The sequence below is a fragment of the Fodinisporobacter ferrooxydans genome (assembly GCF_022818495.1).
GTDB classification, from domain to species: Bacteria; Bacillota; Bacilli; order Tumebacillales; family MYW30-H2; genus Fodinisporobacter; species Fodinisporobacter ferrooxydans.
The window spans coordinates 1,180,886-1,207,409 of sequence record NZ_CP089291.1; the positions used below are offsets into that span (position 1 = coordinate 1,180,886).

24 protein-coding genes are annotated in these 26,524 nt (G+C 42.8%); 2 read left to right on the forward strand and 22 right to left on the reverse strand.

Annotated features, from left to right (window positions below):
* Nucleotides 1-5: 5 nt before the first annotated feature.
* The 14 genes from LSG31_RS05565 to LSG31_RS05630 all read right to left on the reverse strand — a co-directional run bounded on the left by LSG31_RS05565 (nt 6) and on the right by LSG31_RS05630 (nt 15,171).
* Nucleotides 6-809: an MBL fold metallo-hydrolase gene (locus LSG31_RS05565; RefSeq protein ID WP_430734267.1), complete on the reverse strand. Its 804-nt coding sequence runs from the start codon at nt 807-809 to the stop codon at nt 6-8.
* Nucleotides 810-912: 103 nt separating this feature from the next.
* Nucleotides 913-1,791 (reverse strand): two-component system regulatory protein YycI, encoded by an 879-nt coding sequence (gene yycI, locus LSG31_RS05570; RefSeq protein ID WP_347438402.1) that lies wholly within the window; start codon nt 1,789-1,791, stop codon nt 913-915.
* Complete coding sequence (locus LSG31_RS05575; protein WP_347438403.1) at nt 1,778-3,115, reverse strand: YycH family regulatory protein; 1,338 nt, start codon at nt 3,113-3,115, stop codon at nt 1,778-1,780. Before LSG31_RS05575 ends, yycI begins: the two co-directional genes overlap by 14 nt.
* 1 nt (nt 3,116) lies before the next feature.
* Nucleotides 3,117-4,913: an ATP-binding protein gene (locus tag LSG31_RS05580; RefSeq protein WP_347438404.1), complete on the reverse strand. Its 1,797-nt coding sequence runs from the start codon at nt 4,911-4,913 to the stop codon at nt 3,117-3,119.
* 13 nt (nt 4,914-4,926) lie between these two features.
* On the reverse strand, nt 4,927-5,613 hold the full coding sequence (gene yycF / locus LSG31_RS05585) for a response regulator YycF (RefSeq protein ID WP_347438405.1): 687 nt from the start codon (nt 5,611-5,613) through the stop codon (nt 4,927-4,929).
* On the reverse strand, nt 5,610-6,557 hold the full coding sequence (locus tag LSG31_RS05590; protein ID WP_347438406.1) for a peptidase MA family metallohydrolase: 948 nt from the start codon (nt 6,555-6,557) through the stop codon (nt 5,610-5,612). Before LSG31_RS05590 ends, yycF begins: the two co-directional genes overlap by 4 nt.
* 197 nt (nt 6,558-6,754) lie before the next feature.
* Nucleotides 6,755-7,867 (reverse strand): HD domain-containing phosphohydrolase, encoded by a 1,113-nt coding sequence (locus tag LSG31_RS05595; protein ID WP_347438407.1) that lies wholly within the window; start codon nt 7,865-7,867, stop codon nt 6,755-6,757.
* A 229-nt stretch (nt 7,868-8,096) separates the two neighbouring features.
* Nucleotides 8,097-9,380, reverse strand: coding sequence for an adenylosuccinate synthase (locus LSG31_RS05600; protein WP_347438408.1), 1,284 nt, complete (start codon nt 9,378-9,380; stop codon nt 8,097-8,099).
* 158 nt (nt 9,381-9,538) lie between these two features.
* The gene (locus tag LSG31_RS05605; protein WP_347438409.1) at nt 9,539-10,114 is read right to left on the reverse strand and encodes a hypothetical protein; all 576 of its coding nucleotides are present in this window, start codon (nt 10,112-10,114) and stop codon (nt 9,539-9,541) included.
* A complete protein-coding gene (gene dnaB / locus LSG31_RS05610; RefSeq protein WP_347438410.1) occupies nt 10,111-11,451 on the reverse strand; it encodes a replicative DNA helicase in 1,341 nt (446 codons plus the stop codon). Before dnaB ends, LSG31_RS05605 begins: the two co-directional genes overlap by 4 nt.
* Nucleotides 11,452-11,464: 13 nt before the next feature.
* Nucleotides 11,465-13,432, reverse strand: a complete 1,968-nt coding sequence (gene lonC, locus LSG31_RS05615; RefSeq protein ID WP_347438411.1) for a Lon family ATP-dependent protease — start codon at nt 13,430-13,432, stop codon at nt 11,465-11,467.
* Between the two features lie 3 nt (nt 13,433-13,435).
* Nucleotides 13,436-13,879, reverse strand: coding sequence for a 50S ribosomal protein L9 (rplI, locus tag LSG31_RS05620; RefSeq protein WP_347438412.1), 444 nt, complete (start codon nt 13,877-13,879; stop codon nt 13,436-13,438).
* A gap of 44 nt (nt 13,880-13,923) precedes the next feature.
* Nucleotides 13,924-14,853 (reverse strand): DUF2232 domain-containing protein, encoded by a 930-nt coding sequence (locus LSG31_RS05625; protein WP_347438413.1) that lies wholly within the window; start codon nt 14,851-14,853, stop codon nt 13,924-13,926.
* 6 nt (nt 14,854-14,859) lie between these two features.
* Nucleotides 14,860-15,171, reverse strand: a complete 312-nt coding sequence (locus LSG31_RS05630; protein WP_347438414.1) for a MazG-like family protein — start codon at nt 15,169-15,171, stop codon at nt 14,860-14,862.
* Between the two features lie 207 nt (nt 15,172-15,378).
* Between LSG31_RS05630 and LSG31_RS05635 the strand changes: the two genes are divergently transcribed.
* A complete protein-coding gene (locus tag LSG31_RS05635; protein WP_347438415.1) occupies nt 15,379-15,957 on the forward strand; it encodes a hypothetical protein in 579 nt (192 codons plus the stop codon).
* Here LSG31_RS05635 and hemG read toward each other — a convergent pair.
* From hemG to LSG31_RS05670, 7 genes are all read right to left on the reverse strand, one after another.
* Nucleotides 15,931-17,421, reverse strand: a complete 1,491-nt coding sequence (gene hemG, locus LSG31_RS05640; protein WP_347438416.1) for a protoporphyrinogen oxidase — start codon at nt 17,419-17,421, stop codon at nt 15,931-15,933. The two genes, LSG31_RS05635 and hemG, sit on opposite strands and share 27 nt — an antisense overlap.
* Nucleotides 17,418-18,356 carry a ferrochelatase gene (gene hemH / locus LSG31_RS05645; protein WP_347438417.1) on the reverse strand — a complete coding sequence of 313 codons (939 nt, stop codon included), beginning with the start codon at nt 18,354-18,356 and terminating at the stop codon, nt 17,418-17,420. Before hemH ends, hemG begins: the two co-directional genes overlap by 4 nt.
* A 93-nt stretch (nt 18,357-18,449) precedes the next feature.
* A complete protein-coding gene (gene hemE / locus LSG31_RS05650; RefSeq protein WP_347438418.1) occupies nt 18,450-19,484 on the reverse strand; it encodes a uroporphyrinogen decarboxylase in 1,035 nt (344 codons plus the stop codon).
* Between the two features lie 356 nt (nt 19,485-19,840).
* Nucleotides 19,841-21,361, reverse strand: coding sequence for an aldehyde dehydrogenase family protein (locus tag LSG31_RS05655; protein WP_347438419.1), 1,521 nt, complete (start codon nt 21,359-21,361; stop codon nt 19,841-19,843).
* Between the two features lie 264 nt (nt 21,362-21,625).
* On the reverse strand, nt 21,626-21,778 hold the full coding sequence (locus LSG31_RS05660) for a hypothetical protein (protein ID WP_347438420.1): 153 nt from the start codon (nt 21,776-21,778) through the stop codon (nt 21,626-21,628).
* Nucleotides 21,779-21,816: 38 nt separating this feature from the next.
* Entirely contained in the window at nt 21,817-23,769 is a 1,953-nt protein-coding gene (locus tag LSG31_RS05665) for an ABC-F family ATP-binding cassette domain-containing protein (RefSeq protein WP_347438421.1), read from the reverse strand.
* 312 nt (nt 23,770-24,081) lie between these two features.
* Nucleotides 24,082-24,513, reverse strand: coding sequence for a coiled-coil domain-containing protein (locus LSG31_RS05670; protein WP_347438422.1), 432 nt, complete (start codon nt 24,511-24,513; stop codon nt 24,082-24,084).
* Between the two features lie 179 nt (nt 24,514-24,692).
* Here LSG31_RS05670 and LSG31_RS05675 point away from each other — a divergent pair, with 179 nt between their 5' ends.
* Nucleotides 24,693-25,718 carry a WD40/YVTN/BNR-like repeat-containing protein gene (locus LSG31_RS05675; protein ID WP_347438423.1) on the forward strand — a complete coding sequence of 342 codons (1,026 nt, stop codon included), beginning with the start codon at nt 24,693-24,695 and terminating at the stop codon, nt 25,716-25,718.
* Nucleotides 25,719-25,896: 178 nt separating this feature from the next.
* Here the strand turns inward: LSG31_RS05675 and ssb are convergent, their stop codons facing one another.
* Entirely contained in the window at nt 25,897-26,436 is a 540-nt protein-coding gene (gene ssb, locus LSG31_RS05680; protein WP_347438424.1) for a single-stranded DNA-binding protein, read from the reverse strand.
* Between the last annotated feature and the right edge of the window lie 88 nt (nt 26,437-26,524).

Below are 26,524 nucleotides of genomic sequence, written 5' to 3' on the forward strand. Positions count from 1 at the left end.
GTTTCTTACTTCTGCAGACTCTCTGCTTGCCCTAGCACTTGCAAAGTTGTCGGCCGGTTGCGATACGTTTTATGTAATCGATATGTTTCGATCCGATTTTGCTGCAAAACCGACTGTACGGTTATTTCCGCCAACTCCGGTGTGTTGTTGTCCTGGCTCAAGTGCGCCAAATATACATCTGTCAACTGATTATTTGCAAGCTCGACTAATGCCTCCCCAGCCGATTGATTGGATAAATGCCCTTTATCCCCCAGAATTCGCCGTTTGAGGCTCCAAGGGTAAGGGCCTACTCTCAACATCTCCGTATCATGATTCGCCTCAAGAATATACGCATTGGAATCTTGTATAATCTCAAGAATTCGATCCGAAACAAATCCCAAATCTGTCAATACGGTCAATTTTGTATCTCCCTGAAAGAAGCAAAATCCAATCGGCTCCTTGCTATCGTGTGAAATACGAAAGGGCTGAATTTTCAAATCGCCAAATTCAAGAATTTCCTCTGCCGCTACAATCCGCTTTCTCTCCAACGGAATTTGCCCAATTTGGGAGTCCATTTCCGACCACGTACCCTCTGTTGCGTAAACGGGCAATGCAAACTTGCGTGCAACGACCCCAACGCCTTTAATATGATCTTGATGTTCATGTGTAACCAAGATTGCGTCCAAATCACTGCCGCTTACCGCAATTTCTTCAAGAGCGGATTGAATTTGCTTGCCGCTTACACCTGCATCCAGTAATACGGACGATTGCTCTGTACTTACATAGATACAATTCCCGGAACTTCCACTTGCCAATATGCTAAAACGAATCATTTGCCCCTCCCTATTCTGCGATTCCTTGCTTATCCAGTATTCTCTTGCTATTAATCTCTTATTGCTATCCTCTTACTACTATCCTATCGCCACAATTCTACTACCGCGTCGATTCTACTTCTCCCGTAATGGCATTGACATAAAATGTAGTCGTATTCGTAACGAACCTCCACATCGGAGTCAGATACCAATCATCTTCATTGTAGGGTTTTCCATAATATCCTAAACGAATATTTCGTATCTCTATCGATGACAGGCTATTTTTTGAAGAGCTCGTGAATGAAGTCGCCAACGATCGCAATGCGCTTACGGCAGACAACACTTGCCTTTTCTTCATTCCTTCTTCTTCCGTGACATCCAGCAACGTTTCCTGGTAGCCGGTAATTTTCCCGTGATCAAGTTCAATCGCCAACATCGCCGGAAAGATCGGATATCCCTGATATTGCATGCTATAATATGCGGTTCCTGTCCCCTGATTATCGACCGTTGCATAATCTTTCTTAAATTGGTTGCCATCCCATAGTTGATCTGTCAATGCCGGGCTAATTTTCGCCAAAACATTGGCTTTTTCAATATTGCCGACAACGATCTGATCTCCTGTATGCCAACTTGCTCTATAGGAACCGGGCGCCAAAACGAGCATTTCCCCATGGTCACCTTGATACTGTATCACATGTTGTGTTGCTTGATCTACCTCGGTCGGTTTTGCATGTCCCAAAACCGTTTGTGCGATTTTTTCCATATTTAAAGTTTTATATCTGGCACGCAAAAACGACAATGTTGGCGTATCTTTCGGAATATCCGCTTTTACACGAATATGCTCTGTCGCCAATAAATCCTTGACAGAAGCCACCTCATCCGCAAAGGAATCCACATAGACGGATGCCTGATGGCGAATCGTCCACCATTGGTAGCCTAGCAAGAGATCAAGGAATAAAAAGGTAATGATCAAATAATTTTTTGCCTTACTCCAATCCATGCTTGGCCTCCTGATCGAGCAAAGTCCCGGAAAGCGCATCTACATAATGTATTCCGCCGGAACTTTGCGTAATCTTGTAAACAGGTTCTAATTGCATTTGCTTTTTATCGTTGCGGATTGGAAGAAACACCAACATGATTTGCGTAATCGAATTTTCGGAAATCGATTGTCCCTTCGTCAACCGATCCAGCAATTCCGATGCAGACAATGCGTTTTGAAACGATTTTTTCATCTGCATCCCGAGATATAAATCCGATCGTTGAAATTCCGTTACCTCATTGCCTTGAAGACGTACTTGAATCGATCCTAAAGCGCCTTCCACAGGGATTCCATCAATATATTCCTGAATCGTATACGTGCTATCCGGACCTACAGAATAATTGGGATTTTCCATGGAAATCTGCGAATAATCCGGAATTCCCCCATGATCATTGGCAAATGTGATTGCTTGTCCAATTTGTTTTTCAGGCAATACCGCTTCATTCTTCCAGTTGGTGACCGGATCTGTAAATTGAACACGCGCCAATTGAGGACTAAAACTTACACCCCGACTGCCATCTGTTTTAATAAACGACCCATCCCGTTCGTTAATCTTTTTTGTCAACGAAGGATCTACAAAAAAAGAATTGGTCAGTTGATCGACATTAAAGGATTCCAATCGATACGTATAAATCGGCAACTGCAATTGTCTTTCAGGAAGGTAGTACGATTGCTCCATCGTAAACCCATACAGAACGTAATTGGGTTCTTTGCTTTGCAGTTGATGGAGCAAAGTTGCAAATGACTCTCCTGCCATGTTTACATGTGCAATATACGAGGATGTTCCAACATTATGAATGTTCATAAAGATGATGCGCATGTTTTGAAAATTGCTGTCAGCAGTGATAAAAATTCTTCTGCAGGTTGGTTTCGTCTCCACGATCTTGATGCCGGGAAATAAATGGCTCACAATATCAAAGGGAACATCCCATGAGAATTGCATCTCGATACTGTGGCCGTTGACTGCACGTTTCCATTCCTCGTTTGTAAATTGAATCGGCTTTATATCGTAGATGGAGGATTTTTGCAGTTCTCTCAAGATGGAAGCATATCCATCGGATTGCGGGCGCAAGACAGCATGTTTATTTGCACCGAAATGAGCGATAATCTGGTCAGGGAATACCAATTGATTGACTGTTTTATCTCTGCCATAGGAGACAGTTGTTAAAATAGTCGGTTGGTCGATGGGTCCATTTGTCGGTATGCTTGTCCAAATCGTAAACGTTAAAACGAGACTCATCATAACAAGTGCCGCTAACAACCATGATTTCAATCGTTCCCACATATCATCGACCACCTTTTTGCGGTAACGTAAACGTAACAACCGTACCTTTCCCTAACTCGCTATCAATATGAATCGTACCGCCGTGCGCCTCAACCATTTGTCTTGAAATGGACAACCCAAGTCCTGTTCCACCCATTTTTCGAGAACGAGCTTTATCCACCCGGTAAAATCGATCGAAAATTTTCGGAAGATCTTCTTTCGGAATCCCAATCCCTGTATCCGCCACGCGAAATACAATTCGCTGATCCTCCGTTCCTTCCACCTCCAGCCGGATTTTTCCGCCTGCATGCGTATATTTTAATGAGTTTGACAAGATGTTATCGAGCACTTGATCCAGTTTATCCCGATCCGTATACACGATTAAATCATCATCCGGTTCCGAAAAATCCAATTGGATCTGCTGCCGAATACATTCCAAGTGAAAACGTTCATACACACTTTGCAACACATCACGCAAATGAATCGTTTGAAAATTCCATGTTATGATCCCCGCATCGAGGCGTGAAAGCTGCAATAAATCATTGACCAAACGCACCATGCGCTTTGTTTCATTTTCGATTACCTGAATAAACTTCAAGCTGATGGATGGATCGTATAAAACACCATCCATTAAGGCTTCCAAATAGCTGGAAATGGTAGTAAGCGGCGTTCGAATTTCATGGGAAACGTTTGCGACAAACTCTCTGCGCATTTGTTCTTGTGTTTCAAATTCGGTGACATCACGCAATACCAAAATCTGTCCTGTATGAATGGAACCTTTATCGCGAAAAAAGGTCAGATAGGCATGCAGAGTTCTTCCGTTGGGACCCTTTAATATGACATTGGAGGGAGAATCCCCACTCATAATCGAGCCTGCTGCAGATGTTGCAAGGTCAGACAGATCGATGCAGTCAATCAGCGGTTTGCCGATTAGCTCCCCTTTCTTTTTGCCAAGCATCGATTCTGCCGCAGGATTTGTAATCATAATTTCACCGCTTTGATTCGCCGCGATCACACCATCGCTCATATGCAGAAGAATGGCTGTAATTTTATCCTTTTCCCCTTCAATTTCTTCCAAAGCCGCTTTTAAACGATCTGTCAAATAATTAAACGCTTCTCCTAATTGACCGATCTCATCGTCGCTATGAATCAATACTTTCTGGCTAAAATCTCCCTTTGCCATTTCCTTCGCTTTCTTGGTAATTTCTACAACAGGAACCGTAATCGTACGTGCGATTACAAAACCCAGAAAGGCTGTCAAACCAAGTGCCAAAAACGTACCGGAAAAGAAAATCCAATAGATTCTGTAAATCGTTTGATAAATTCCTTTCATCGGAACTTCCAGATCCACAGCACCTACCACTTGATCGCTATCTTGAATCGGCACTGCCAACACCATAAACCTTCTGCCTTCTCCCATATCGACAAGCTGCGGTGTATCATTGACTCCCGAAGATAATGCATGTGTCACTTGTGTTTGAATCCGTTTCTGTCCTATTAGCGTCTTACTGGCTGAAGTGCTTACAATCACGCCATTCTTATTTAGAATATAAATCTGCCCGCCCGTAAGCTGTGCAAATGTATAAGCGAAATTATCCATATCCAGATTCGCTTCCGGAGATGCGGAGTTCCCCTGATCGGAAAATGAATGTTTGAGATAATCGGCGAGCAGTCGTGCTTGTGTTGTCAAATTTGACGATAATTGACCGATAAAGTATGTGTTGATCTCCCGCATAAAATAGAAACCGATCAGCTGCATGGCAAACAAAATTAATAAAAGGTAAGTCATGACCAGTTTCCACTGTACCTTTTTAAACAAGCAAGAAGCCCCCTTACCGCTTCAGCGAGTAACCTACTCCCCGCCGCGTCAGGATAAATACCGGGTTGCTGGGATCGTCCTCAATTTTTTCCCGCAGTCTGCGAATCGTCACATCTACCGTTCGCACATCGCCCAAATAATCAAAGCCCCATACTTCTTGCAGCAAATGCTCTCGTGTCAACACGATCCCGCGATGACGCGCCATATATTCCAGGAGTTGGAACTCACGATGCGTCAGGTCTACGATTGCACCGCTGCGTCTCACTTCATATGTCTCTGTATCGATTTCCAAATCATCTATGATCCACCGGGGCCGCTTTTCCAACGGAAGATCTCCTTGTAAACGACGCAAATTGGCCTTGATTCTTGCAAGCAGTTCCCGGGAGCTAAAGGGTTTTGTCACATAATCGTCAGCACCCAATTCGAGACCAAGCACTTTATCTACTTCCGTGTCGCGTGCCGTCAGCATGATAATCGGCTTATCGGAAAACGTGCGAATTTCCCGACATACCTGAAACCCGTCTTTTTTGGGCAGCATCACATCAAGCAAGATCAGATCGGGGTGTACTTTTTGGGCGATTTCAATCGCTTCCTCTCCATCATAGGCAACGTTTACGTCATACCCTTCTTTTGACAATGTAAAGTTTAAAATTTCAGCAATCGGCATTTCATCTTCTATGACAAGAATTTTCTGTTTCACATTACATGCTCCTTTTTTATATATCTGTGCCATTGACTCTCCAATTCATTCAGCGACATGCCATACGCATTTTGAACGGCATTGGAAAACAGATGGTGCAATGCAAGCGCATCGCGCAATTTTAAATACTTGCCCCAACCCTTTTCCTCAATTAAAAATCGAATAAACATGAACGACTCCCGATACGCTAAAGACTGATTGGGAAGATCATCGAACTGATCTGTCAATTCACGTAATGAATAAAGTTTCTGTTGAAGGGAATTGTCCGGTTCTATCCACTCATATCCTTGCACTTTGTATTCAACATATTGTGCCATCCCTTCCGTGAACCAGCGAGGAAAATTATCACTCAATTGTTGATCCAATACGTAATGCGTATATTCATGTGCAAAAGCAGAATTTTTCCGATATGTTTTGGAGAAATCATGAAGCCAGACAGTTGATGTCTGATCTGTTGCCATATCCAATTCATCACCTTTTAACCATAAGCGCGGGCTTAATAATCCAATGGTATCGCCCCAATACACGCCGACAGCCGATTGATTTTCACTCCACCCAAAACTTTTTTGCATCGCATTGCGTGTCGGATAGACTATGACAGGAACTCTTCCCTGTAATTGGAATGATAACAATTGATCGATCTTGCTAATATCCTGTTCTGCCAATTTTCCCATGACGGGAACCAATGTTTTATCAGGTGTTTGGTAATATATCGTCAGATGTGCAGTTTGGTACATTTGATCTTGAGAAAATTCATGCTCCACATGAATTTTTAGTGCCGCTCTAGCGATTGGATACACATAAGATTCAATATTTTTATTATGAAGGAAGTAGAAAGATCCGATCAACAAGAGACTTATCATACAACTGATCAACAAGACTTTGCCGCGCCGGCTGATCGACTGTGTCTGTTTCTGTTGCGTCACATGCTTTATAAGAAACATGATTCTATATCACTCCTTGCATCTATCAAAAAGTATATCATGATTGATAGATACAAATATCGGTTAAGATTTGGAATCGAATTTGGATTCGCCGAAATCCCGAAACCTCTTAACGGATATTTCAATAAAACGGGCGGGAGACTAAATAAAGATTCACTTCGTGAGAAATGAATCTTTCATTTGATTTTCATAACGCTTTATTTCGATACATGGCTGCGATTCACTATATGGCGCTTAAAATCCGGGAATTTTTCAGGTATGATCTTTACAAATACATCTACCAAATCTTTATCAAATTGTGTACCCGCACAGCGAGTCAGTTCACGAATGGCCAATTCAAAAGGCATATTCGTTCGGTAGACTCGTTTGGAAGTCATGGCATCAAAGGAATCTGCAATACAAACAATCCTCGCCAGCAGAGGAATCTCATTTCCTGCCAATCCATCCGGATATCCCTGCCCATCCATGCGTTCATGATGGTGTCGTACAATGGACAGGTATGGTTTCAAATTAGGTATATTTTTAATCATATTTTCCCCATGCACCGGATGTTTTTTGATGATTTCATACTCCTCATTGGATAATTTCCCAGGTTTCAGCAGAACGCGATCAGGCGTCAGTATTTTACCAATATCATGCAGCAATCCGCCATTAAATAACTGATCCAACAATTCTTTTGACAGACCAATTGCTTCCCCGAGAATTTTTGAATATTCAGCGACATGCTGGGAGTGTCCAAACGTATATTGATCCCGTTGCTCGACAGCTTGTACGAAAGATGAAATAATGTCCATTTGTTCTTGTTTGCGTTGTTGCTGCAACCGTACATGGTGGATGGCAACGGCAATTTGTCTGGCTAACCAGGTGGCCAACATCACATCTTCTTCACTCGGATATGCAACCTGATCATAATAAAATGCGAGCGTACCATATGTAAAGTTCTTATAAGTGATGGGCACACACCATACCGCCCGGAGCTTCGCTTCTTCACTATATGATAAATACGGTTTCCACAATGGATCCCGGCGCATGTCACTGACGATTTTCAACTCGTTGTATTTGCAAGCATACCCACAAGCACCGACTCCGTTTGGCACTCGAGAAGTTTTCTGAATATACGGTTCCGGCAAATGTTTGGCTGCTGTTACTACCAATTCATCTTTTGCTTCATCCAATAGCATGATCGAACATCGGACAGTGGTTAGGACATTTTCTAATCCATTCAATAAAAGATGTTGAATTTCCTCTTCATCATTCATATCATGAATGGCTGCGAATATATGTAACAAATTGAAAAATAGTGATTTCATCTAGATGCTCCCTTGTCCAAATATTCGGCGCTCCATATTGTTTATTGAAGGTTAAAGCGAACTCCAATTCACCCAATTTCATTTCAAATGATACGAGATAAAGATAATTATCGAAGTTATATTGATATTATACAAAAAAAACCTTACAAAAAACTGTAAGGTTTTTTTTCAAGTTTTATTTATTTTTTGGCTGTTTATTTTTTCGCTATTTAAACTTAAAGAGCCATTCCTAATATATGCTTTTTACTACAACCGTTTGATCCCGATTTGGGCCTGTGGAGAAGATAGCTAATGGCGCACCTGTCAATTCAGCAATTTTTGTCAAATAGTTTTGTGCTGCTACAGGCAACTCATCAAAGCTGCGCACGTTCGTAATATCTTCTGTCCAACCAGGCATTTCTTCATATACGGCTTCGCATTCCTGAAGCATTTTTAGACTTGCAGGGAAAAACTCAATCACTTCACCGCGATATTTATACGCTTTGCAAAGTTTTAATGTATCCATCCCTGTCAGAATATCAAGACGAGTAACAGCAATTCCGTCGAGGCCGCTGACTCTGCGGGCATGTCTTGTCACAACGCTGTCAAACCAACCGACCCGGCGCGGGCGCCCTGTCACAGTCCCATATTCGTGACCGGTTTCACGGATGTGATCGCCTGTTGCGTCGTGCAATTCCGTCGGAAATGGGCCATCGCCAACGCGTGTACTGTATGCTTTGACAACGCCGATAATTTGATTGATTTTGGATGGACCGACGCCGGAACCAATACATACTCCGCCAGCAACCGGGTTTGATGCGGTAACGTACGGATATGTACCCTGGTCTATATCCAACATGGTGGCTTGAGCGCCTTCAAATAATACATCCTCGCCTTGATCAATCGCATCATTTAAAATCACAGACGTATCTGTTACGAACTTGCGAATACGTTCCGCATACCCTAAATATTCTTGAAGGATCTCTTCGGCAGTAAACCCTTCCGCATCATAAAAACGCTCCAAAAGACGGTTTTTCTCCCGTAAATTGTTGCGAAGTTTCTCTTCAAACTCCTCTTTATCCAACAAATCACAGATGCGGATGCCGATGCGGGCAGCTTTATCCATATAAGCGGGGCCAATCCCTTTTCTTGTCGTACCAATCTTGTTATCGCCACGGCGTTCTTCTTCTACTTCGTCCAACTTTTTGTGATATGGCATAACGACATGTGCACGATTGCTAATCCGCAAATTCTCGACGGATATACCTTCTGCTTGCAAATAGTCGATTTCTCTTACAAGTGCACCTGGGTCAATGACCATGCCATTGCCGAGTACGCAGATTTTTTCATTATAGAAAATACCGGAGGGAATCAGGCTTAGCTTAAATTGTTTTCCGTTAATGTAAATGGTGTGACCCGCATTATTTCCACCTTGATAACGTGCCACAACCTGTGCTTTTTCTGCCAAGTAATCGGTAATTTTGCCTTTACCTTCGTCGCCCCATTGGGTACCAACGACCACTACGGTTGCCATTGACAACACCTCCAAATATCCTTAGAAACATAAGAAAACAAAACAATACATGATCGACTATAACAGGTATACTATAACCTGTCAACTAAAATACGAACATTATCGATCATCATAGAAATAACGTTCGCAATTTATTCGTTTCAGAACTGTCATACATATTAGTGTTCCTTAAATCTCCACAGGATAATCGGATGCAATACTACATCTTTATAGGGATCCATCCGGATTAAGTAACGAGCCATCTCTTTCTCATCGGTCGGGTTGCCATAGCTTTTTAAATTTAGGATAGGCGGCCCAAATGTCCAGGGCTTCCAGGCAAGATACGCATGAATTCCGGGAAACTCCTGTTGGATATATACGGGTAAATCATATATGTACACACATTTCCACCAAAAAATCAATAACAAGAAAACAACAAAAACAAATATCCGTAAACAAACGCGTTGAATCCCTCGGATCAAACGCTTTGCACGGACATATCTGACTCGCTTTTTTCGCAATTGTTCTTTTGTTAAAGGCTTATGGGAATGTCCATTTTCAACGGTTTCATCTGTTTTGACTGTTTCAACAAAAGGCAACTCGTTCACATCAGAAAGAGTGTTGGCGTGCGTTCCATGCTTGCGCTCTTTTCGGCTCGGCAAGACGATAGATTCGTCCCATTCGACATATGGCTTTATAGGATGTGTATCCTGCGCGTCATTTGTATCGCTCAATAGTTTGATCTCTTGATTCATGATGTCGCCTTCTCTAAACTTACAAACTTATTAAAGTTTTTTAAAAATACCAATTCAACTGTGCCGGTCGGTCCGTTCCGCTGTTTGGCAATGATAATTTCAATGATATTTTTCTTTTCTGATTCTTTGTCGTAATAGTCATCCCGATACAAAAACGCGACTACATCCGCATCCTGCTCAATACTTCCCGATTCCCGAATATCTGAGAGCATCGGACGTTTGTCTTGCCTTTGCTCCACCGAACGGCTTAACTGAGACAGTGCAATGATCGGAACATTCAATTCACGAGCCAGTCCTTTTAACGTCCGGGAAATTTCCGAAATTTCTTGTTGCCGGTTTTCCGACCGCCCCGGACGGCCCTGAATCAATTGCAAATAATCGATGAGAATCAGGCCTAACCCGTGCTCTGTCTGCAATCGGCGGCACTTGGATCGAATTTCCGAAACGGTAATTCCCGGTGTATCATCAATGTATATCGGGGCTTCTGATAACGTTCCCACTGCCATCGACAACTTGGGCCAATCATCATCTTCCAAGTATCCTGTCCGCATGCGCCCGGCATCCAGGTTTCCTTCTGCACAGAGAATCCTTTGCACCAACTGTTCTTTGGACATCTCCAGACTGAAAATCGCTACAGGCAGCCGGGTCCGAAGTGCAACATTTTGCGAAATATTAAGTGCAAACGCCGTTTTCCCCACAGATGGGCGGGCGGCTACGATGATCAAATCGGACTTCTGAAATCCGGACAACATGCGATCAAGATCCGGATAGCCTGTTGGAACACCAGTAACTGCCCCTTTATTGGAATACAGTGTCTCAATCCGTTCAAACGTATCTACCAGTACATCCTTAATATGAGTGAAGTTCCGCGTATTTCGCTCTTGTGATAATGAAAAGATTTTTTTCTCCGCATCGTCCAGCAATTCCGTTACATCGTGAGCTGCTTCATAACCTGTACTGGCAATCTGTGTCGCTACCTGAATGAGCCGTCTGGTAACCGCCTTTTCATGGACAATTGCCGCATAATGATCTACATTGGCGGCTGTAGGGACAGAATTGGACAATTGTGTCAAATAGACAATTCCGCCAACGTCCTCCAGCGATTCTTGCGCTTGCAGTTCCGCAGTCAGCGTAACGATATCGACCGGTTCCCGCCGTTCTGACAAATTCAGCATTGCCAAAAAAATCTTTTCGTGTGCAGCCCGATAAAAATCGGCAGGATGCACAATTTCTGAAGCGGTGATCAAGGCATCCGGGTCGATCAATATTGCTCCCAGGACGGCCTGTTCCGCTTCAATGTGCTGTGGGGGAAGGCGATCAAATGTTTGTTCTTCCATTCCTATCCCCTTCCTAACTTACAAACATTCGTTCGTCATCTATTGTATTTTTTTCAAATACAAACTGCAATACATCTTCAACAGTAATTGCTGTAGTGACATCGATATCAGAAAGGCCGGCCGGTATATCTGCCGCATTATCAAAAGGCACAATCACCTGCGTGATCTCTGCTTGTCTTGCTCCAAATATTTTTTCGACTACACCGCCGACCGGTTTGACAAAACCTTGAATGGAAACTTCACCTGTTACGGCAATATGTTGCGGAATCGGTTTTTGCATCAAAGCACTATAAATCGCCAAAAAGATCGCAACTCCTGCACTTGGTCCATCGATTTTCCCGCCGCCGATCACGTTGACATGTACATCGTAGTCTGACAAATCGATTCCCGTAATGGATCGAATGACAGACACTGCATTAAATACAGAATCTTTTGCCATACTGCCGGCAGTGTCATTAAAACGAATACGGCCTTTACCGGCATCCTTCGCTTTATATACAACCGCCTCAATCTCAATGACAGATCCCAAAAATCCGGCAACACCCAGACCGTGTATCTTCCCGATTTTGCTGTTGCTGCTCTTCTTCGCATTTCGATAAGGAACCAATCGACTGACACGTAAAACTTCCTGAACATCCGCCTTGCGAATCGTAACTGCTACCGATTCACACTCGGTCTCTTTCTGTCCTTGTAATTGATATAAGGCAATCCCATACGCATCTGCCAATACATTGACCGCTTTCCGGCCTTCAATCGTGTATCGGCTAATCATTTCAGCTACGCCATGCTCAAGTGCAACACCTAGCTTTTGGGCTGCTCCATTGGCAATTTGCTCAATCTGTTGTGGAATCAACGGTTCGAAGTAGATCTCCGCACAGCGGGAACGCAGTGCCGGATTGACTTCGGATGGATCACGAGTCGTTGCGCCAATCAAGATAAAATCTGCCGGTGCTCCTTCTTCGAACAATTTGCGAATATATTGAGGTACATTCTTATCATCCGGATCAAAATACGGTGACTCAAAATGCACTCGCTTATCTTCCAAAACTTTCAACAACTTGTTTTGCAGCATCAGATCCAATTCACCGATTTCATCGATAAACAAAACCCCGCCATGTGCATCTGTCACGAGTCCAAGCTTCGGCTCCGGCGTGGCAGAGTCTGCCAAATCCCGTTTGGCTCCTTGATAAATCGGATCATGCACAGAGCCTAACAGCGGATTTGTCATATCCCGCGGATCCCAACGCAAAGTCGTGCCGTCAACCTCCACAAAAGGTGCATCCGAATGGAATACGGAACCCTTGATTTTACAAGCTTCTTGCAAAGCAATTCGCGCTGCTGTCGTTTTCCCGACTCCCGGTGGCCCGTAAATCAGAATATGCTGCGGATACGGACTGGCCAATTTGGAAACCAATGCGCGAATTTGCTGTTTCTGCCCTACCATTTCGCCGAATGATTGGGGACGCAAAAGTTCATACGTAGAACGGGACAATTTTGTCTGTTCCAGCTTTTCCAATTGTGCAAACTTTTTAAGAGTTTGCGCATTTTCCGGACCGTTGTTTTCTTTTACAATTTGACTCCGAACTTCCCGAATGTATTCGTCATGTTTATCCTGCATGCGCTGAGCTACTTTAATTTCCAAATCTTCTTCTACGGCTCTTCTGGCAATCATATCTGCCAAATGTTCTTCAATCTGGTTGAGAATATCCGGAATTTGTTCAAATGCCGGCTTCTCTTGCAAGTTTGCATTCTCAAAGACGATTCTTTGCAGTGCGAGAACGCGTTCTTCCAATACATTGGAACGCATCAAGGAGACCGCATCCAGTTTTCCTGCCCGCAGCACCAACTTGTCCGCTCCATAAATATGACTCAAAATTCCAAACAATGCTGTAACCTGACGACGAACGGCCTGCTCATTCTCCAACTTTTCCTGTAACTTGGAATGCGGTATAATACTTAATTTTTGCAATAACCGTTTCATAACTTACTCCGCAATAATATGAACCCGCAACGAAGCACTTACCTCTGGATGCAGTTTCACGGCAACGACAGTCGTGCCAAGTGCCCGAATGGGTTCGTCTAAATGGATTTTCCGCTTATCAACCGATACTTTCATTTTAGCTAAGCCGTCCGCGATTTGTTTTGCAGTAATGGCGCCAAAAATTTTGCCGCCTTCTCCAACTTTTGTCGGAATCGTTACAGTCATTTCATTCAGTGTTACAGCAAGTTTTTTCGCATCTTCCAGCATTTGTTGTTGTTTCTTGACTTCAGACTCCTTTTGTGCCTGCAAAGCATGTATATTGGCAGAAGTTGCTTCTTTCGCCAGCCCTTTTGGCAATAAGAAATTACGGGCATATCCTTCCGAGACTTCTTTAATCTGCCCAGCTTTCCCTTGACCTTTGACATCTTGCAATAAAATAACTTTCATTCGTATCAACTCCCTACTCATTTGTATCCTTGATTTTGTATCCTCTATTTGTTCCTTTTGCTATTTCTTTGATTTTGAACGAAACAATCAAAAATTCCGAATGCAATATAAACCAACCAGACGATATGAAACATGCTGCTTGCAACAATCGCTAGCATACTCCATTTTCCTATATGATACCGGGAAATTGCTCTCCAAATCAAAGACAATCCTTGTAATGCAAGAAAAAAACTACTAAGCATCATTACATTTTCCATTAAAATTGGAAGAATTGTCAAATCATTTGGCCAATTTACATAAGAAAGTACAAAGGAACCTAAGCTCAGCCACACGACCGATACCGGTAGTTTCCAGTCAGCAAAGCTGGCGTTCCAGTTCTTTGACTGATCATGCTTAGCAAATCTTTGGCGAACCAGGTACACATTGGCAAATATAATTAAAAAACATACCATGACAAGAATGGATGGAAAATCATGTTGAATCATCGATTGATAATCATTTGCCATGACTTTTAGATTTATAGAGTCACTTTCTGCTTGAACGAATGCATGTTGCAGAATCATTTGCTTTACTTCTTGGCCCATCTCATTCGGAATGCTAAATCCATACAAGGCAAAAGATAGGCCCATAAAAAATACGCTCATCCCAACAGTCACAATCGTACCGACTGCCAATGGCATCAACGGAAACTGGCCTCGCCGCCACGCTTCTCCAACAGTGGCGGCAATCACTGCCGAAATGATGACCGGAATCGCCAGATATGCCATCGAACCGCCAAACAGTGTAAGCAACGCTGTCATCAAACAAAGAATCATGACCCAAACTCGCTCGCCATATAGCCACATATACAATAATGGCGCCGGCAACAGCCAAATCATCATAGGAGCAATCGGTGTTACAGCGCCTACAATCAGCAATAGTGCGAACAAAAACGTGGCAGCCCGGATGTGCTGTCTCCTCATCTTTCCTCCCATGTCCGTTCACCTCTTGCCAATATGTTCTTTAAACTCTGACAAATCTCCATACCACTCGCTGTTTTTTTGGATCGGCAACGTGTTTTTTGTCAATTTGTCCAACATGTGCTGATCGAGTTGTTTGTATCCGATTCCCAATCGCCGTCCCAATGTATAAGCCAAAATGACAATATTGCTTAAATAATCCGTCAATATCTCTTCATTGCCTTTGAGAAACGCACGAAACAATCCGGCAGTATTATCGAGCAATTCTGCTTTTAACCATTCGATTGCTTTTATATTTTTACCAATATCCAACTCACGAAAGAAATTCGGCACCTGAACACACCTTCCTGCAACATTCTTCTTGCCATCTTTTCTTAGTCTAGCATTCTCTATCAATAGTTTAAACATCATATCTTGTCGTAGTTTGTAACATCATTAGAACCTTTGTCACACGTGAAGGAACTTCTTTCTCATCGTCGAATCTCGATATCAACACACCAAATTTGGATACGCACAGAAAAATTTTCAGGAGGGATTTTTGTGAATTTGATTGGATTGGCTCCATTTGGAATTTCACCATGTTTTGCTGCCTTTACAGAAGAATCCGCAGTATCACCCGATTCCTCAACAATTGCTTCAAATGCTGATTTGAGCGCAGAAACAATCCCGGCATCACCGGCGGCAATATCTTCAACCACTGTTGAAAAATCGGTGAAATCAAACGGTATTTTCCATTTTCTATCCGAAGTTTTGTATCCGGATTGGGAAGCACTTCAAAATGATGCGTACCTGCAAATCATGCGAGACGATTTAGAACGCATCTATTCGATTTGCGACACGATCTATGTAAAACTTCAGTCCATTTTTCCACTGATCCAAATCAATAACGGCAATTCGGAAACAATTGAAATTCGAAAATTGGAATGGCGCAGTGATTTCTCCATGCCTTTGGAAGATTTGCCGAAGAGACAAAACCAAACAATGCCGAATTACAATTATGAAAGGCAATTGGAAGAACACTCTTTACCGGCCTTTTATAACCCAATACCTAGGTCTGGAAAGCAACTGTTCAAACGATTTTTGCCCAAATTTTCATCCAGATACAGTATAAGCTCCTAGTTGCTTCTGTATATAATCGATTGCTTTTTCGGCTGCATCCAGGGACTGTTGAATGCAGTCAGGAATTCCCAATCCATAGTAACCTGCACCCGATAAAAACACACCGGGTAAAGATTCTGAAATAGTTTCCTGAAGTTGTTTCATGCGTGTCAGATGTCCAACAAGATATTGAGGCATGGCCTGATTCCAGCGCACGACCCGGGTCAACGACGGCGTTGCTGTAATTCCCATGATATCTTGCAGATCCTTTTGGACGCGGCTGACCAATTCTTCATCCGTCAGTGACAGGAAGCGCTCATCACCAGAGCGTCCGACATAGCAACGCAATAACGCAAAATCATCAGGCGCCGTATGGGACCATTTGGATGAGACCCAGGTACAAGCGGTAATCATGCGTTTTTCCTTGCGTGGAACGACAAATCCACTGCCATTCAGGGAATGCTGCAGCAAGTGTTTCGGATATGCCAGCAAAACGGTCGAAACACTGACATATGGTATTTCTTGCAACTGAGGAAGCGATATAAAAGGCTCAAACATTTTTTGCGTCTGAATGGCTGGAGTTGTAACAAATACCACATGTGCCGATACTGATTTTCCGTTTTCCAACTGCACCGTGTACATTCCATTTGGGCTTTTTGGCGGTTCAATCGTTTGTACGCCCTGATTCGCATGTATTTGAACGTTCTCTGCTGTTAGCACGTCCGTGAGTCTTTCGATTAAACGAATAAGCCCTGTACGCAAGGATAGAAACATGCTGTTAGGCAGTCTTGGTACAGCTCCTGAACTCGGAACAGATGTGGAATTGAGCGGCTTGGGGGACGATTTACGCTGATTCATGATCCCCAGAATCAAGCTTCTATGCTTGGCTTCCAATTCCTGAAACTGAGGAAATGTAGCTTGCAAACTAAGCAGGTTCGCATCGCCTGCATAAATTCCTGCCAATAATGGCTCAACCAGGTTTTCGAGCAATTCATCGCCAAGTCTGCGGCGTAAAAACAAGCCCAATGACTCATCTTGTTGCGTTTCTCCCTTAGGCAACACAAGATCAAACGCAGCCCGTAACTTTCCGATTGGTGAAATGAGTGATGTTCGGACAAACGGACCGATTTCTGCCGGTATCCCCATCATTGTACCGGGTGGCATCAAGTGCAGTTTCCCATTATGCAAAATAAAGTTTTGTCGTGCTTGCGGATTGGTGCCTACCAATTCATCTGCCAATCCAAGTTCTCTGCATAAATTGGGTGCAGCTTTTTTCCTGGCAAGAAACGAGTCGGGACCACCTTCCATCACAAATCCGTTATATCGTTCCGTCTGAATCTTGCCACCAAGTCTTTCGTCTTTTTCTATGACTTGGCAAGCGACAGAAATACCGTTTTGTTTCGCTTTTTGGACAATATAATGCGCGGCACTCAATCCCGAAATTCCTCCGCCAATGATTAGAACACGAATAGGTTTATTTGTCATGCCGATTCACCTGCCAAATGTTCGACTACGATATTCGCTAATGCTTTCAGAAAATCCGGATCTGCATTTAAGGAAGCTGTACGAATCAGGTGGATTCCTATTTCTTTGCATAATGCCTGGCATTCGATATCAATGTCATATAAGACTTCCAAATGATCGGAAACGAATCCAATCGGACAACTGATTACAGATGTATGTCCTTCCTTTCGCAAGGACTTCAATACATCCAAAATATCCGGTCCAAGCCATGGATCTGCCGTTCTGCCGGCACTTTGCCATGCATATAACCAATGGTTTAATTTTAGTTCGCGAGCGAGGGCATCCCCGGTTTCATGGATTTGGCGAGGATACGGATCACCCATTGATAGTATTTTTTCCGGCAAACTATGTGCGGAGAATACTACGCGTATATCTTTTTGAACCTGTTTCGGAAATTTTTCTAATGAATCTTGAATACGCCTTGCTGCAGCCTGCAGGTAATCCGGATGAAGATGCCAACTGCGAATAAATGTCATATGAAGTCCATCTGATTTTTGCAACGCCTCTTCTGCCGCTTGTATGTAGGTGCCGATGCTCATCACGGAATAATGCGGAGCCAAAACGAAACCAACAGCTTCTTCAATGCCATCGCGATGCATGTCTTCGATTGCATCCTGAATGAAAGGTGAACAATGCTTCATTCCAAGATATACACGATATGTACGATTGTTATTCGCGTTTGCATTCAGCAATGTTTCCAAACCTTGTGATTGCATCCGGGTAATTTCATTTAATGGGGATACTCCGCCAATTGCTTTATAGCGATCGATCAAATCCCGTAACAACTCTGGAGTCGGTTTGCGCCCACGCCGAATATGAGTATAATATGCTTCGACATGATCGAGACTTTGTGGTGTTCCATACGCCATGACTAATATTCCGACTGTTTTATTCATATGTACCCCTTTTGAATGAATGATGAGGCTTTTTCATTGCAAGTCGAACGGACATCCAAAATGAACGTCCTATTGTAAAATTCATTTCCCTTGTTACTGCCGTACCTTGTTACTACTGTATTCATGGACAAAGTGCGCAAGTTTTCGCAGGATTTCTCCATTTGTCTCCGGATATACTCCATGCCCAAGATTAAAAATAAATCCTGGCTGTTGAATCCCTTGGTCGATGATCACCCGCGTCCGGCGTTCGATTTCCTGCCAAGGCCCCAAGAGTGTAGCCGGATCAAGGTTTCCTTGCAGAGCAACATCATGACCGGCCCGCTTTCTTGCATCTGCAAGCGGTACACGCCAATCCACACCAAGGACATCCGATCCTGCTTGTTTCATCAACGGTAATAATTCTCCGGTTCCAACGCCAAAATGGATATTTGGCACAGCTAAATGGGAAATGCCCTGAATGATCCGTTTCATCGTGGGTAAAACGTAAGTTTCATAATCAAACGGAGAAAGAGCGCCTACCCAGCTGTCAAAGATTTGCAGCGCGTCTGCACCAGCATTGACTTGACCTTCCAAATATGTAATGATCGTTTTTTCAAGGCGATCCATTAATGCAAACCAAATATCAGGATGTTCATACATCATCGTTTTTGTTTTCAGGTGATTCCTTGAAGGTCCACCTTCAATCATGTAACTGGCCAAAGTAAATGGCGCACCGGAAAATCCAATCAATGGAACATGCAATTCCTTAGACAAGATTTGAATGGTTTGGATGACATATGGCAAATCCTGTTCCATATCAAAATCATGAAGCTTGTCCACATCCGCTTTGGAACGGATCGGTGTTTCAATTACCGGACCACCAGCCCGGATATCAAAAGGGAGGCCGATGGGAGCAATCGGCACCATAATATCGGAAAATAAAATGGCAGCATCCACATCATACTGTTTGACGGGCAAAATCGTTACTTCCGCACACAATTCCGGATTATGTGTGATTTCAATCAACGTATACTGCTTGCGAATCTCCCTGTATTCCGCCTGGGATCTGCCTGCCTGCCGCATAAACCAAACAGGTGTAACATCCACCGGTTCTCTTCTGCATGCACGCAAAAAACGATCATTCTTCACTCATATACCCCATTTCATTCGATCTATAGTAAAAAAGTACTGTATGTCATTCACATCTCATAAGATGATCCATCTTGGCTATCGGATAAAACACTATTATCATAACGTAGAAATGGAGTGTCCTTACGCTCTAATCTTGAACAATTCGTGTCTATCGTTATCGAACCATTGGAAGGATGTTCAAAATGTCATAACCTTTTTTAAATCTTTTCATATTCTGAATCTATCACATAGTAGTGTTGTTCGTACAGAATCAAGTTATACAGCGACTCCGAAACAAATGTAAAATCCCCGGCCATTTCCGGGGATAAAGGATACGTTACTATATCAATCATATGGTTGGAACCACACTTTTTTCATCCCAAATTCATCCAAATTGCTTTTACCTGCGTATACAATTCTAGAGCATAATTTCCCATTTCCCTTCCGAAACCAGATTGCTTGTAGCCTCCAAAGGGAACGGCCGCATCAAACACATTATAACAGTTTACCCATACGGTACCAACCTCTAATTCATGCGCGACGCGATGGGCCTTTCTTGCATCTGTTGTCCACACGCCGGCAGCCAATCCGTATTCACTTGTGTTGGCTCGACGGATTACATCGGCAATTTGCTCTTCATCGTCAAATGGCAATGCAGCGACAACCGGACCGAAAATCTCTTCTTTTACTATTGTCATATCGTCTCTGACATCGGCAAAAATCGTTGGCGGTACAAAATATCCGGGTCTGTCTAACGGCTGTCCTCCAAGAATCGGATTCGCGCCTTCTTCCCGTCCCTTGTTCAGGTAATAGGATACACGGTCAAATTGTTCGTCGGAAACTAATGGCCCAATTTCTGTCGTTTCATCCAGACCGGGTCCCTGTTTTATTTTACCGGCATAGCTGCACATATCCGCCAAAAAATTATCGTATACTTTTTTATGAACGAACAGGCGGGAACCTGCACAGCAAACTTGCCCTTGATTAAAGAAAATCCCCAATAATGCTCCCGGAATTGCTTTCGAAAAATCAGCATCAGGAAAAACAATATTGGGAGACTTTCCTCCCAGCTCCAATGACACCCGTTTCAGGTTGCCAGCAGCCTGCTGCATAATTAATTTTCCGACTTCTGTAGACCCGGTAAACGCCACTTTACGAATTCGCGGATGCTGTACAATCGCACCGCCCGCTGTTGGACCAAATCCGGATAAAATATTTACAACGCCATCGGGAAACCCGGCTTCCTGTATTAATTCAGACAGATACAATGCAGACAATGGCGTTTGTTCCGCTGTTTTCAAGACGACCACATTTCCTGTCGCCAACGCCGCACCCAGTTTCCAAGCAGCCATTAGCAAAGGAAAATTCCACGGTATAATCTGTCCGACAACTCCGACAGGCTCGCGTCTTGTATATGTAAACATATGCGATCCTACGGAATTATCGATGACTTCCCCATGAACTTTTGTCGCCCATCCTGCGTAATACCTGAAATGATCAATTGCTAAAGGAACATCTGCATTTCGTGTTTCACGAATTGGTTTTCCATTGTCCAGAGTATCCAATTGCGCCAAAGCCTCAGCATGCTCCTCCATCAGGTCTGCCAATTTCCAAATCAATTTCCCCCGCTCACTGGGAGTTACCTTTGCCCAAGGTCCTTGCAATGCTTTTTCTGCAGCTTCAACAGCCCGATCCACATCTTCTTTATCAGCCTCAAATACGTATGTAAGAACTTCACCCGTTGAAGGATCTTTTGTAGCAAATGTTCTTCCTGAGATAGATTCTACATATTGCCCGCCGATAAATAATCGTTTGGGTCCACTGTTTAAAAATGCTTGAACTCTTGGATCTAGTTGCGCAGTTGTTGATTCTGGTTTTACAAAATTTGTTGACAAATAATTTCCCCACCTTTGACTATTTTTCAGAAGCGCTTTCAAAGAAGAGCTTTACTACTATATATACAGTCGATAGAGTTTATATTCCCAAAAAGAAACACTCCGAACATTCAAAAATATGTACAAGCAAAACAAAAAGGACATCCCAATCCATAAAAAATGGAATAAAGATGCCTTTTTTTGCTTTTGTTATGATAGTGCAAGCGAAAGCTAACCATCTAAAAATGAACGCTTGGGACATCCGCTGCTATTTTAATACTGAACTTATTTGTCAAATAACCCGCCTTTTTTTCCAACCTTTACACCTTTTCTCTGCTTTCCAATCTTTTTATCAGGTCTTATGGATCCCATCTGTCCCGCGTTTTTCTTTTTCTTTGCTTCAATCAGCTGTTTCATTCGTTCAATGTCTTGATTCACCGAATTCATCTTCCTTATTTTGATTTTCGTTCATTCATTCATGATTCATGCTTGCGTTGTTTCGCAATGGTTTCCGCCAGTTCATTTAAGTATGTCCACCGTTCGAACAATACCTCTAGTTTTTTTTCCAACTCCTGTTTGTGTGAGAACAACTCTTGCAAAAGCTCAAAATCGCTTCCAGCACCATCAATTTTTTCATTGATAACGCGCAAATCGTTCTCTGCTTGCTCAATGATGCCTTCAATTTCATCATACTCTTTCCGTTCTTTATAGGTAAATTTTAACAGATGTTCCTTTTTCTCTTGCTCCTGCTCTTTTGCTTTATGATTTTGAGTTGGCAAGTGTTTTTTCTCTTGATTCTGTCGACCAGCCGGATTGTCTGAGACTTTTGGCGGCATTGTGTTGGATTCCAGATACTCTGAATAATTCCCTATATACTGCCGAATGACACCATCGCCTTCAAACACGAACAACTTGTCAACAACGCGATCCAAAAAATACCGATCGTGGGAAACAGCTATGACTGCTCCAGCAAATTCCTCAAGATATTCTTCAAGAATTGTCAACGTTTGAATATCCAAATCATTCGTCGGTTCATCTAACAGGAGTACGTTTGGTGCACCCATCAAAATCCGCAATAACTGAAGCCGCCGTTTTTCTCCTCCGGAAAGCTTTCCTATTGGTGTCCACTGAAGTGCAGCAGGAAATAAAAACCTTTCCAACATTTGTGCAGCACTGATCAATCCACCATCAGCAGTGAAAACATACTCCCCTGCTTCCTTGATGTACTCAATCACTCTTTGATTGCCGTCCATTTCATCACTTTCTTGGGAAAAAAATCCGTGTTTGACAGTTGGACCTTTCTCAATGCTTCCTGAATCCGGGTCAATCCTTCCTGCTATGATATTGAGCAGCGTGGATTTTCCTCTGCCATTTGGTCCGATAATCCCGACTCGATCCTCTTTGGAAACAATATAAGTAAAATCCTGGATCAAGCGTTTCCCATCATAGCTTTTCTCTATACGCTCCAATTCAAAAACTTTCTTGCCCAATCGAGTGGCTACAGAAGAAATTTCAATTTTAGTCGTCCCAGATTCGTATGATTGCTGTTGGAGTTTTTCAAACCGATCAATTCTGGCTTTTTGTTTTGTCGACCTGGCTTTGGCTCCTCTCTGAATCCATGCCAATTCCCTTCGCAACAGGTTGGCCCGTTTTCTCTCCGAGGATTCCCGTTGTTCTTCCCGTTCCGCTTTTTTCTCTAGAAAGTAACGATAACTGCCATCGTAACTATAAAGACGCCCTTGATCCAATTCGATAATCCGATTGACAACGCGATCCAGAAAATACCTGTCATGTGTGACGAGCAGTAATGCCCCTTTGCGTTTATTTAAATACTGTTCTAGCCAGTCGACCGTTTCATGATCGATATGGTTTGTTGGTTCATCCAATATTAATAGATCAGATGGATGAATAAGAGCATTTGCCAAAGCTACTCGTTTCCTCTGTCCACCGGAAAGTGTGCCGACTTTTGCATCAAACTGCGGGATTCCCAATCTGGTTAAAATGGTCTTTGCTTCACTTTCCATCTGCCAGGCATCTAACGCATCCATTTGTTGCTGCAATGACAGCAATCGATTTTGCAAAGCGGTATCATTCTGCTGCAGTTCCAATTTCCCTATCGTTTCCTGATACTCTTTAACGGTTTGCATAACTGGTGTATTGCCTTTGAAGACTTGTTGCAGTACTGTAGCATCCGGATCAAACTCGGGATTTTGCGGTAAATATTCAATTGTTGCATGACTTCCCGCAATAACTTTTCCTGAATCGGGACTTTCCAAGCCCGCAATGATCTTTAAAAAACTCGATTTTCCGGTTCCATTCACACCAATTAAACCGATTTTGTCTCCAACTCCTATACCAAAGGAAACATGCTCAAATAAGCACTTGACGCCAAAGCTTTTGGAAATATCTTCAATCGATAGTAAGTTCATAATTCTTCCTTTTCTAATCGTAAAATTGATCATCGGATGTTGACAACGAATTGAATAGAATGTCAATGAATCCTGATATTTATTGTTTATTGTCCTGTTATAGGAATACTGTTCCGTTATGCGCTTGCAATTGCAAAACAATACTTTTCATAAAAACAGCTATACGGCAAAGAAATTTTGGTGTTTGTAATATATGCGTGGTAAAAGTTTTTCGAAGGTCATTATAGATGTTGATTATAAATGCTGCCACTGCAATCAGGCAACGACAACCTTTTTGGGGATGGTCAAGGACCCGAACAAAAAATCAGGAATTTACGCGCGTCTCTCCTGACGCAATTCCCTGACTTCCTTGTCAAGCCTCCATACCTCTTTTTCTCTTTCTATATGTTTTTCTTTAAAAAATTGTACATCATCACTGACTTCCAGTAATCTCCGCTCTATTCTTGTCTGACCTATTTTCAATTCAGAAATGCAATTCCCATTACTTTCCGAGTGTTTTTCCAAGCTGTCCATTCGCGATTCCAAGCTATCCATTCGTGCTTCCAGGTTATCCATTCGTGCTTCCAGGTTATCCATTCGCGCTTCCAGGTTATCCATTCGTGCTTCCAATTTGTCCATTCTCTTGTTTAACTCTAAAAATCCTTTTTCCATACGGTTGTCCAAATCACGTATTGACTTATTCATGTTTTCAATTAACATATTGGCAAACTTACCTAACAATTCCTCCATCTCATTACGATCCATATTTTTCAACTCCCGTTCTGTATCTGAATATATTAATTATAACATGTTTTATCCGATACCTAGCCGCAACTATATATTCCCGTTTCTTCAAGCCGGTGATCGTAGTTGAAACAATTTGCAATTCATCCGCGTCAAATATTTAAACATTCCGTAAAGAATCGCTAAGGGAGATGATTGTGATGAAAACATTCTCGTTCAAATATTGGCTTCTGTATTTGCTTCTTTTGGATATTTTTTTACTGGTTGGCTGTGGCGGACAGTTGACAACTGGTGCAAGTCCGGAAAAACCGGCAAAGGAAGGAACCCAAAAGGAAAACCACGATAATCAGGTATCGCATCCCACCACCGTCAGTAGCGTCAAGAACAACACATCCATCCCTGATTCGTCTGTGTCCCCAACTACGCAAACTTCACCGAGCAACTCAAGCACTACGGGTGCTTACATCCAGCAACCTAACTCGATTGTGTTTTGGAACATTCAACAAGGACTGCTTCTCTCCGCTAGCAATGGCCATGGATTGGTGTGGAAGACGGTTGATGGCGGTCATAGCTGGACAAAGGTTTATGAAGATTCGAATCTGCTCAGCCGCGTTGTGTTAACAGGCAGCACAAGCGCTAAAGTGCTAGTTGGCGATGATTGGAAAAATCCAAAATCACAGATTGAGACGACAAATAACGGGCAAACATGGGTAAAGATGCCGTATCAAAAACCTCTCTTTGCCGATCAAGCATGCTCAATTGGCAAATTTGGCGAAGATTTATTTGTCAATCATTCCGCCCCATCATCTTCTCAAATTTGGGCTCTTTGCGATGGTCAGCCTGCTGCTGGCCAGATGTCAAAGTTAATTGTTTTCTCGCATGATGGTGGAAAAAATTGGACAAAAAAAGCCGAAGTAACCCCGAAAGCTGCAAATACCAACGGGCTAGGTCTTAACGGCTATCCTATGGGAATTGACTTCCTTTCTGATGGGAGAGGTTGGTTATGGGAATCCCGGGGCAACTCTTTTTATACCATCGACGGCGGTCAAAACTGGATTCCGTTTACCAACCTCACATCGCCTGAGACAAAAGAGGCTCGTTCGATGAGTCTGATCGATAATCAACACGGATATGCACTTCTCTGGGTCAACAACAAATATCTCCTTATGTTCACTAAGGATGGCGGAAAGTCTTGGAGTGAAGCAAATGCTTGGATCAATCAGTAATACTGAGTATACTGTAATTCCGGCTTTTTAAGTATGGGAGGGGCACTTTAAACTGAAAGGGGGCCATCCAGCCCCTTTCAACACAATAATTCGAACAGCACAGAAATCATAATAAATTCCTCTGATGATTCAATGATATGATACAAATGTCAAAACTGCACATTTCGTGTTAATGTCTTCAGAAAGGCAAATCATCATCGGAAAGATCAATTGGTCTTCCATCTCCAAAAGGATCTTCAAATTTTGTTTCTTTCGCTGGTTCACGATTGAGTCCTGATGATCCACTGCCAAAATTCCCTGGATTACCGGAAGGATACTGAGAACCGCCGCCTAATCCGCCATAATTGGATGGAGCCATAGAGGAATTGCCCATCATCGATGAAGACGAAGGATTCTGATCGCCACGATCCAAAAATCTCACATTTTCTGCAACGACTTCTGCAATTCGAACTCTTTGGCCCTCTTTATTCTCATACGAACGAATCTGCAACCGCCCGTCTACCGCAGCTAAGCGGCCTTTTCGCAAATATTGCGCACATAGTTCGCCTAACTTCTGCCATACGATGATATTTATAAAATCTGCTTCCCGTTCACCCATCTGATTGGCTCTTGGCCGATCAACCGCTAATGTAAATGAGGCGACCGCAACTCCGTTTGGCGTATAACGCAACTCTGGGTCCGCAGTCAGTCTTCCAATAAGAATAATGCGATTTAACATAGGTGCACCTCCCTATTTATGAATCGATAGTCTATTAAAATTTAGTATAACAAACCATTTGTTGCTCTACAATATTAAAAAAATTTAA

What these genes read in the sequence shown, in the direction of transcription:
- lonC (WP_347438411.1), bottom strand. Translation starts at nt 13,432, where the DNA reads ATGAAACGGTTATTGCAAAAATTAAGTATTATACCGCATTCCAAGTTA.
- LSG31_RS05595 (WP_347438407.1), bottom strand. Translation starts at nt 7,867, where the DNA reads ATGAAATCACTATTTTTCAATTTGTTACATATATTCGCAGCCATTCAT.
- LSG31_RS05605 (WP_347438409.1), bottom strand. Translation starts at nt 10,114, where the DNA reads ATGAATCAAGAGATCAAACTATTGAGCGATACAAATGACGCGCAGGAT.
- LSG31_RS05575 (WP_347438403.1), bottom strand. Translation starts at nt 3,115, where the DNA reads ATGTGGGAACGATTGAAATCATGGTTGTTAGCGGCACTTGTTATGATG.
- yycI (WP_347438402.1), bottom strand. Translation starts at nt 1,791, where the DNA reads ATGGATTGGAGTAAGGCAAAAAATTATTTGATCATTACCTTTTTATTC.
- ssb (WP_347438424.1), bottom strand. Translation starts at nt 26,436, where the DNA reads ATGTTAAATCGCATTATTCTTATTGGAAGACTGACTGCGGACCCAGAG.
- dnaB (WP_347438410.1), bottom strand. Translation starts at nt 11,451, where the DNA reads ATGGAAGAACAAACATTTGATCGCCTTCCCCCACAGCACATTGAAGCG.
- LSG31_RS05625 (WP_347438413.1), bottom strand. Translation starts at nt 14,853, where the DNA reads ATGGGAGGAAAGATGAGGAGACAGCACATCCGGGCTGCCACGTTTTTG.
- LSG31_RS05675 (WP_347438423.1), top strand. Translation starts at nt 24,693, where the DNA reads ATGAAAACATTCTCGTTCAAATATTGGCTTCTGTATTTGCTTCTTTTG.
- LSG31_RS05590 (WP_347438406.1), bottom strand. Translation starts at nt 6,557, where the DNA reads ATGTTTCTTATAAAGCATGTGACGCAACAGAAACAGACACAGTCGATC.
- LSG31_RS05600 (WP_347438408.1), bottom strand. Translation starts at nt 9,380, where the DNA reads ATGGCAACCGTAGTGGTCGTTGGTACCCAATGGGGCGACGAAGGTAAA.
- LSG31_RS05670 (WP_347438422.1), bottom strand. Translation starts at nt 24,513, where the DNA reads ATGGATCGTAATGAGATGGAGGAATTGTTAGGTAAGTTTGCCAATATG.
- hemG (WP_347438416.1), bottom strand. Translation starts at nt 17,421, where the DNA reads ATGACAAATAAACCTATTCGTGTTCTAATCATTGGCGGAGGAATTTCG.
- rplI (WP_347438412.1), bottom strand. Translation starts at nt 13,879, where the DNA reads ATGAAAGTTATTTTATTGCAAGATGTCAAAGGTCAAGGGAAAGCTGGG.
- hemH (WP_347438417.1), bottom strand. Translation starts at nt 18,356, where the DNA reads ATGAATAAAACAGTCGGAATATTAGTCATGGCGTATGGAACACCACAA.
- LSG31_RS05665 (WP_347438421.1), bottom strand. Translation starts at nt 23,769, where the DNA reads ATGAACTTACTATCGATTGAAGATATTTCCAAAAGCTTTGGCGTCAAG.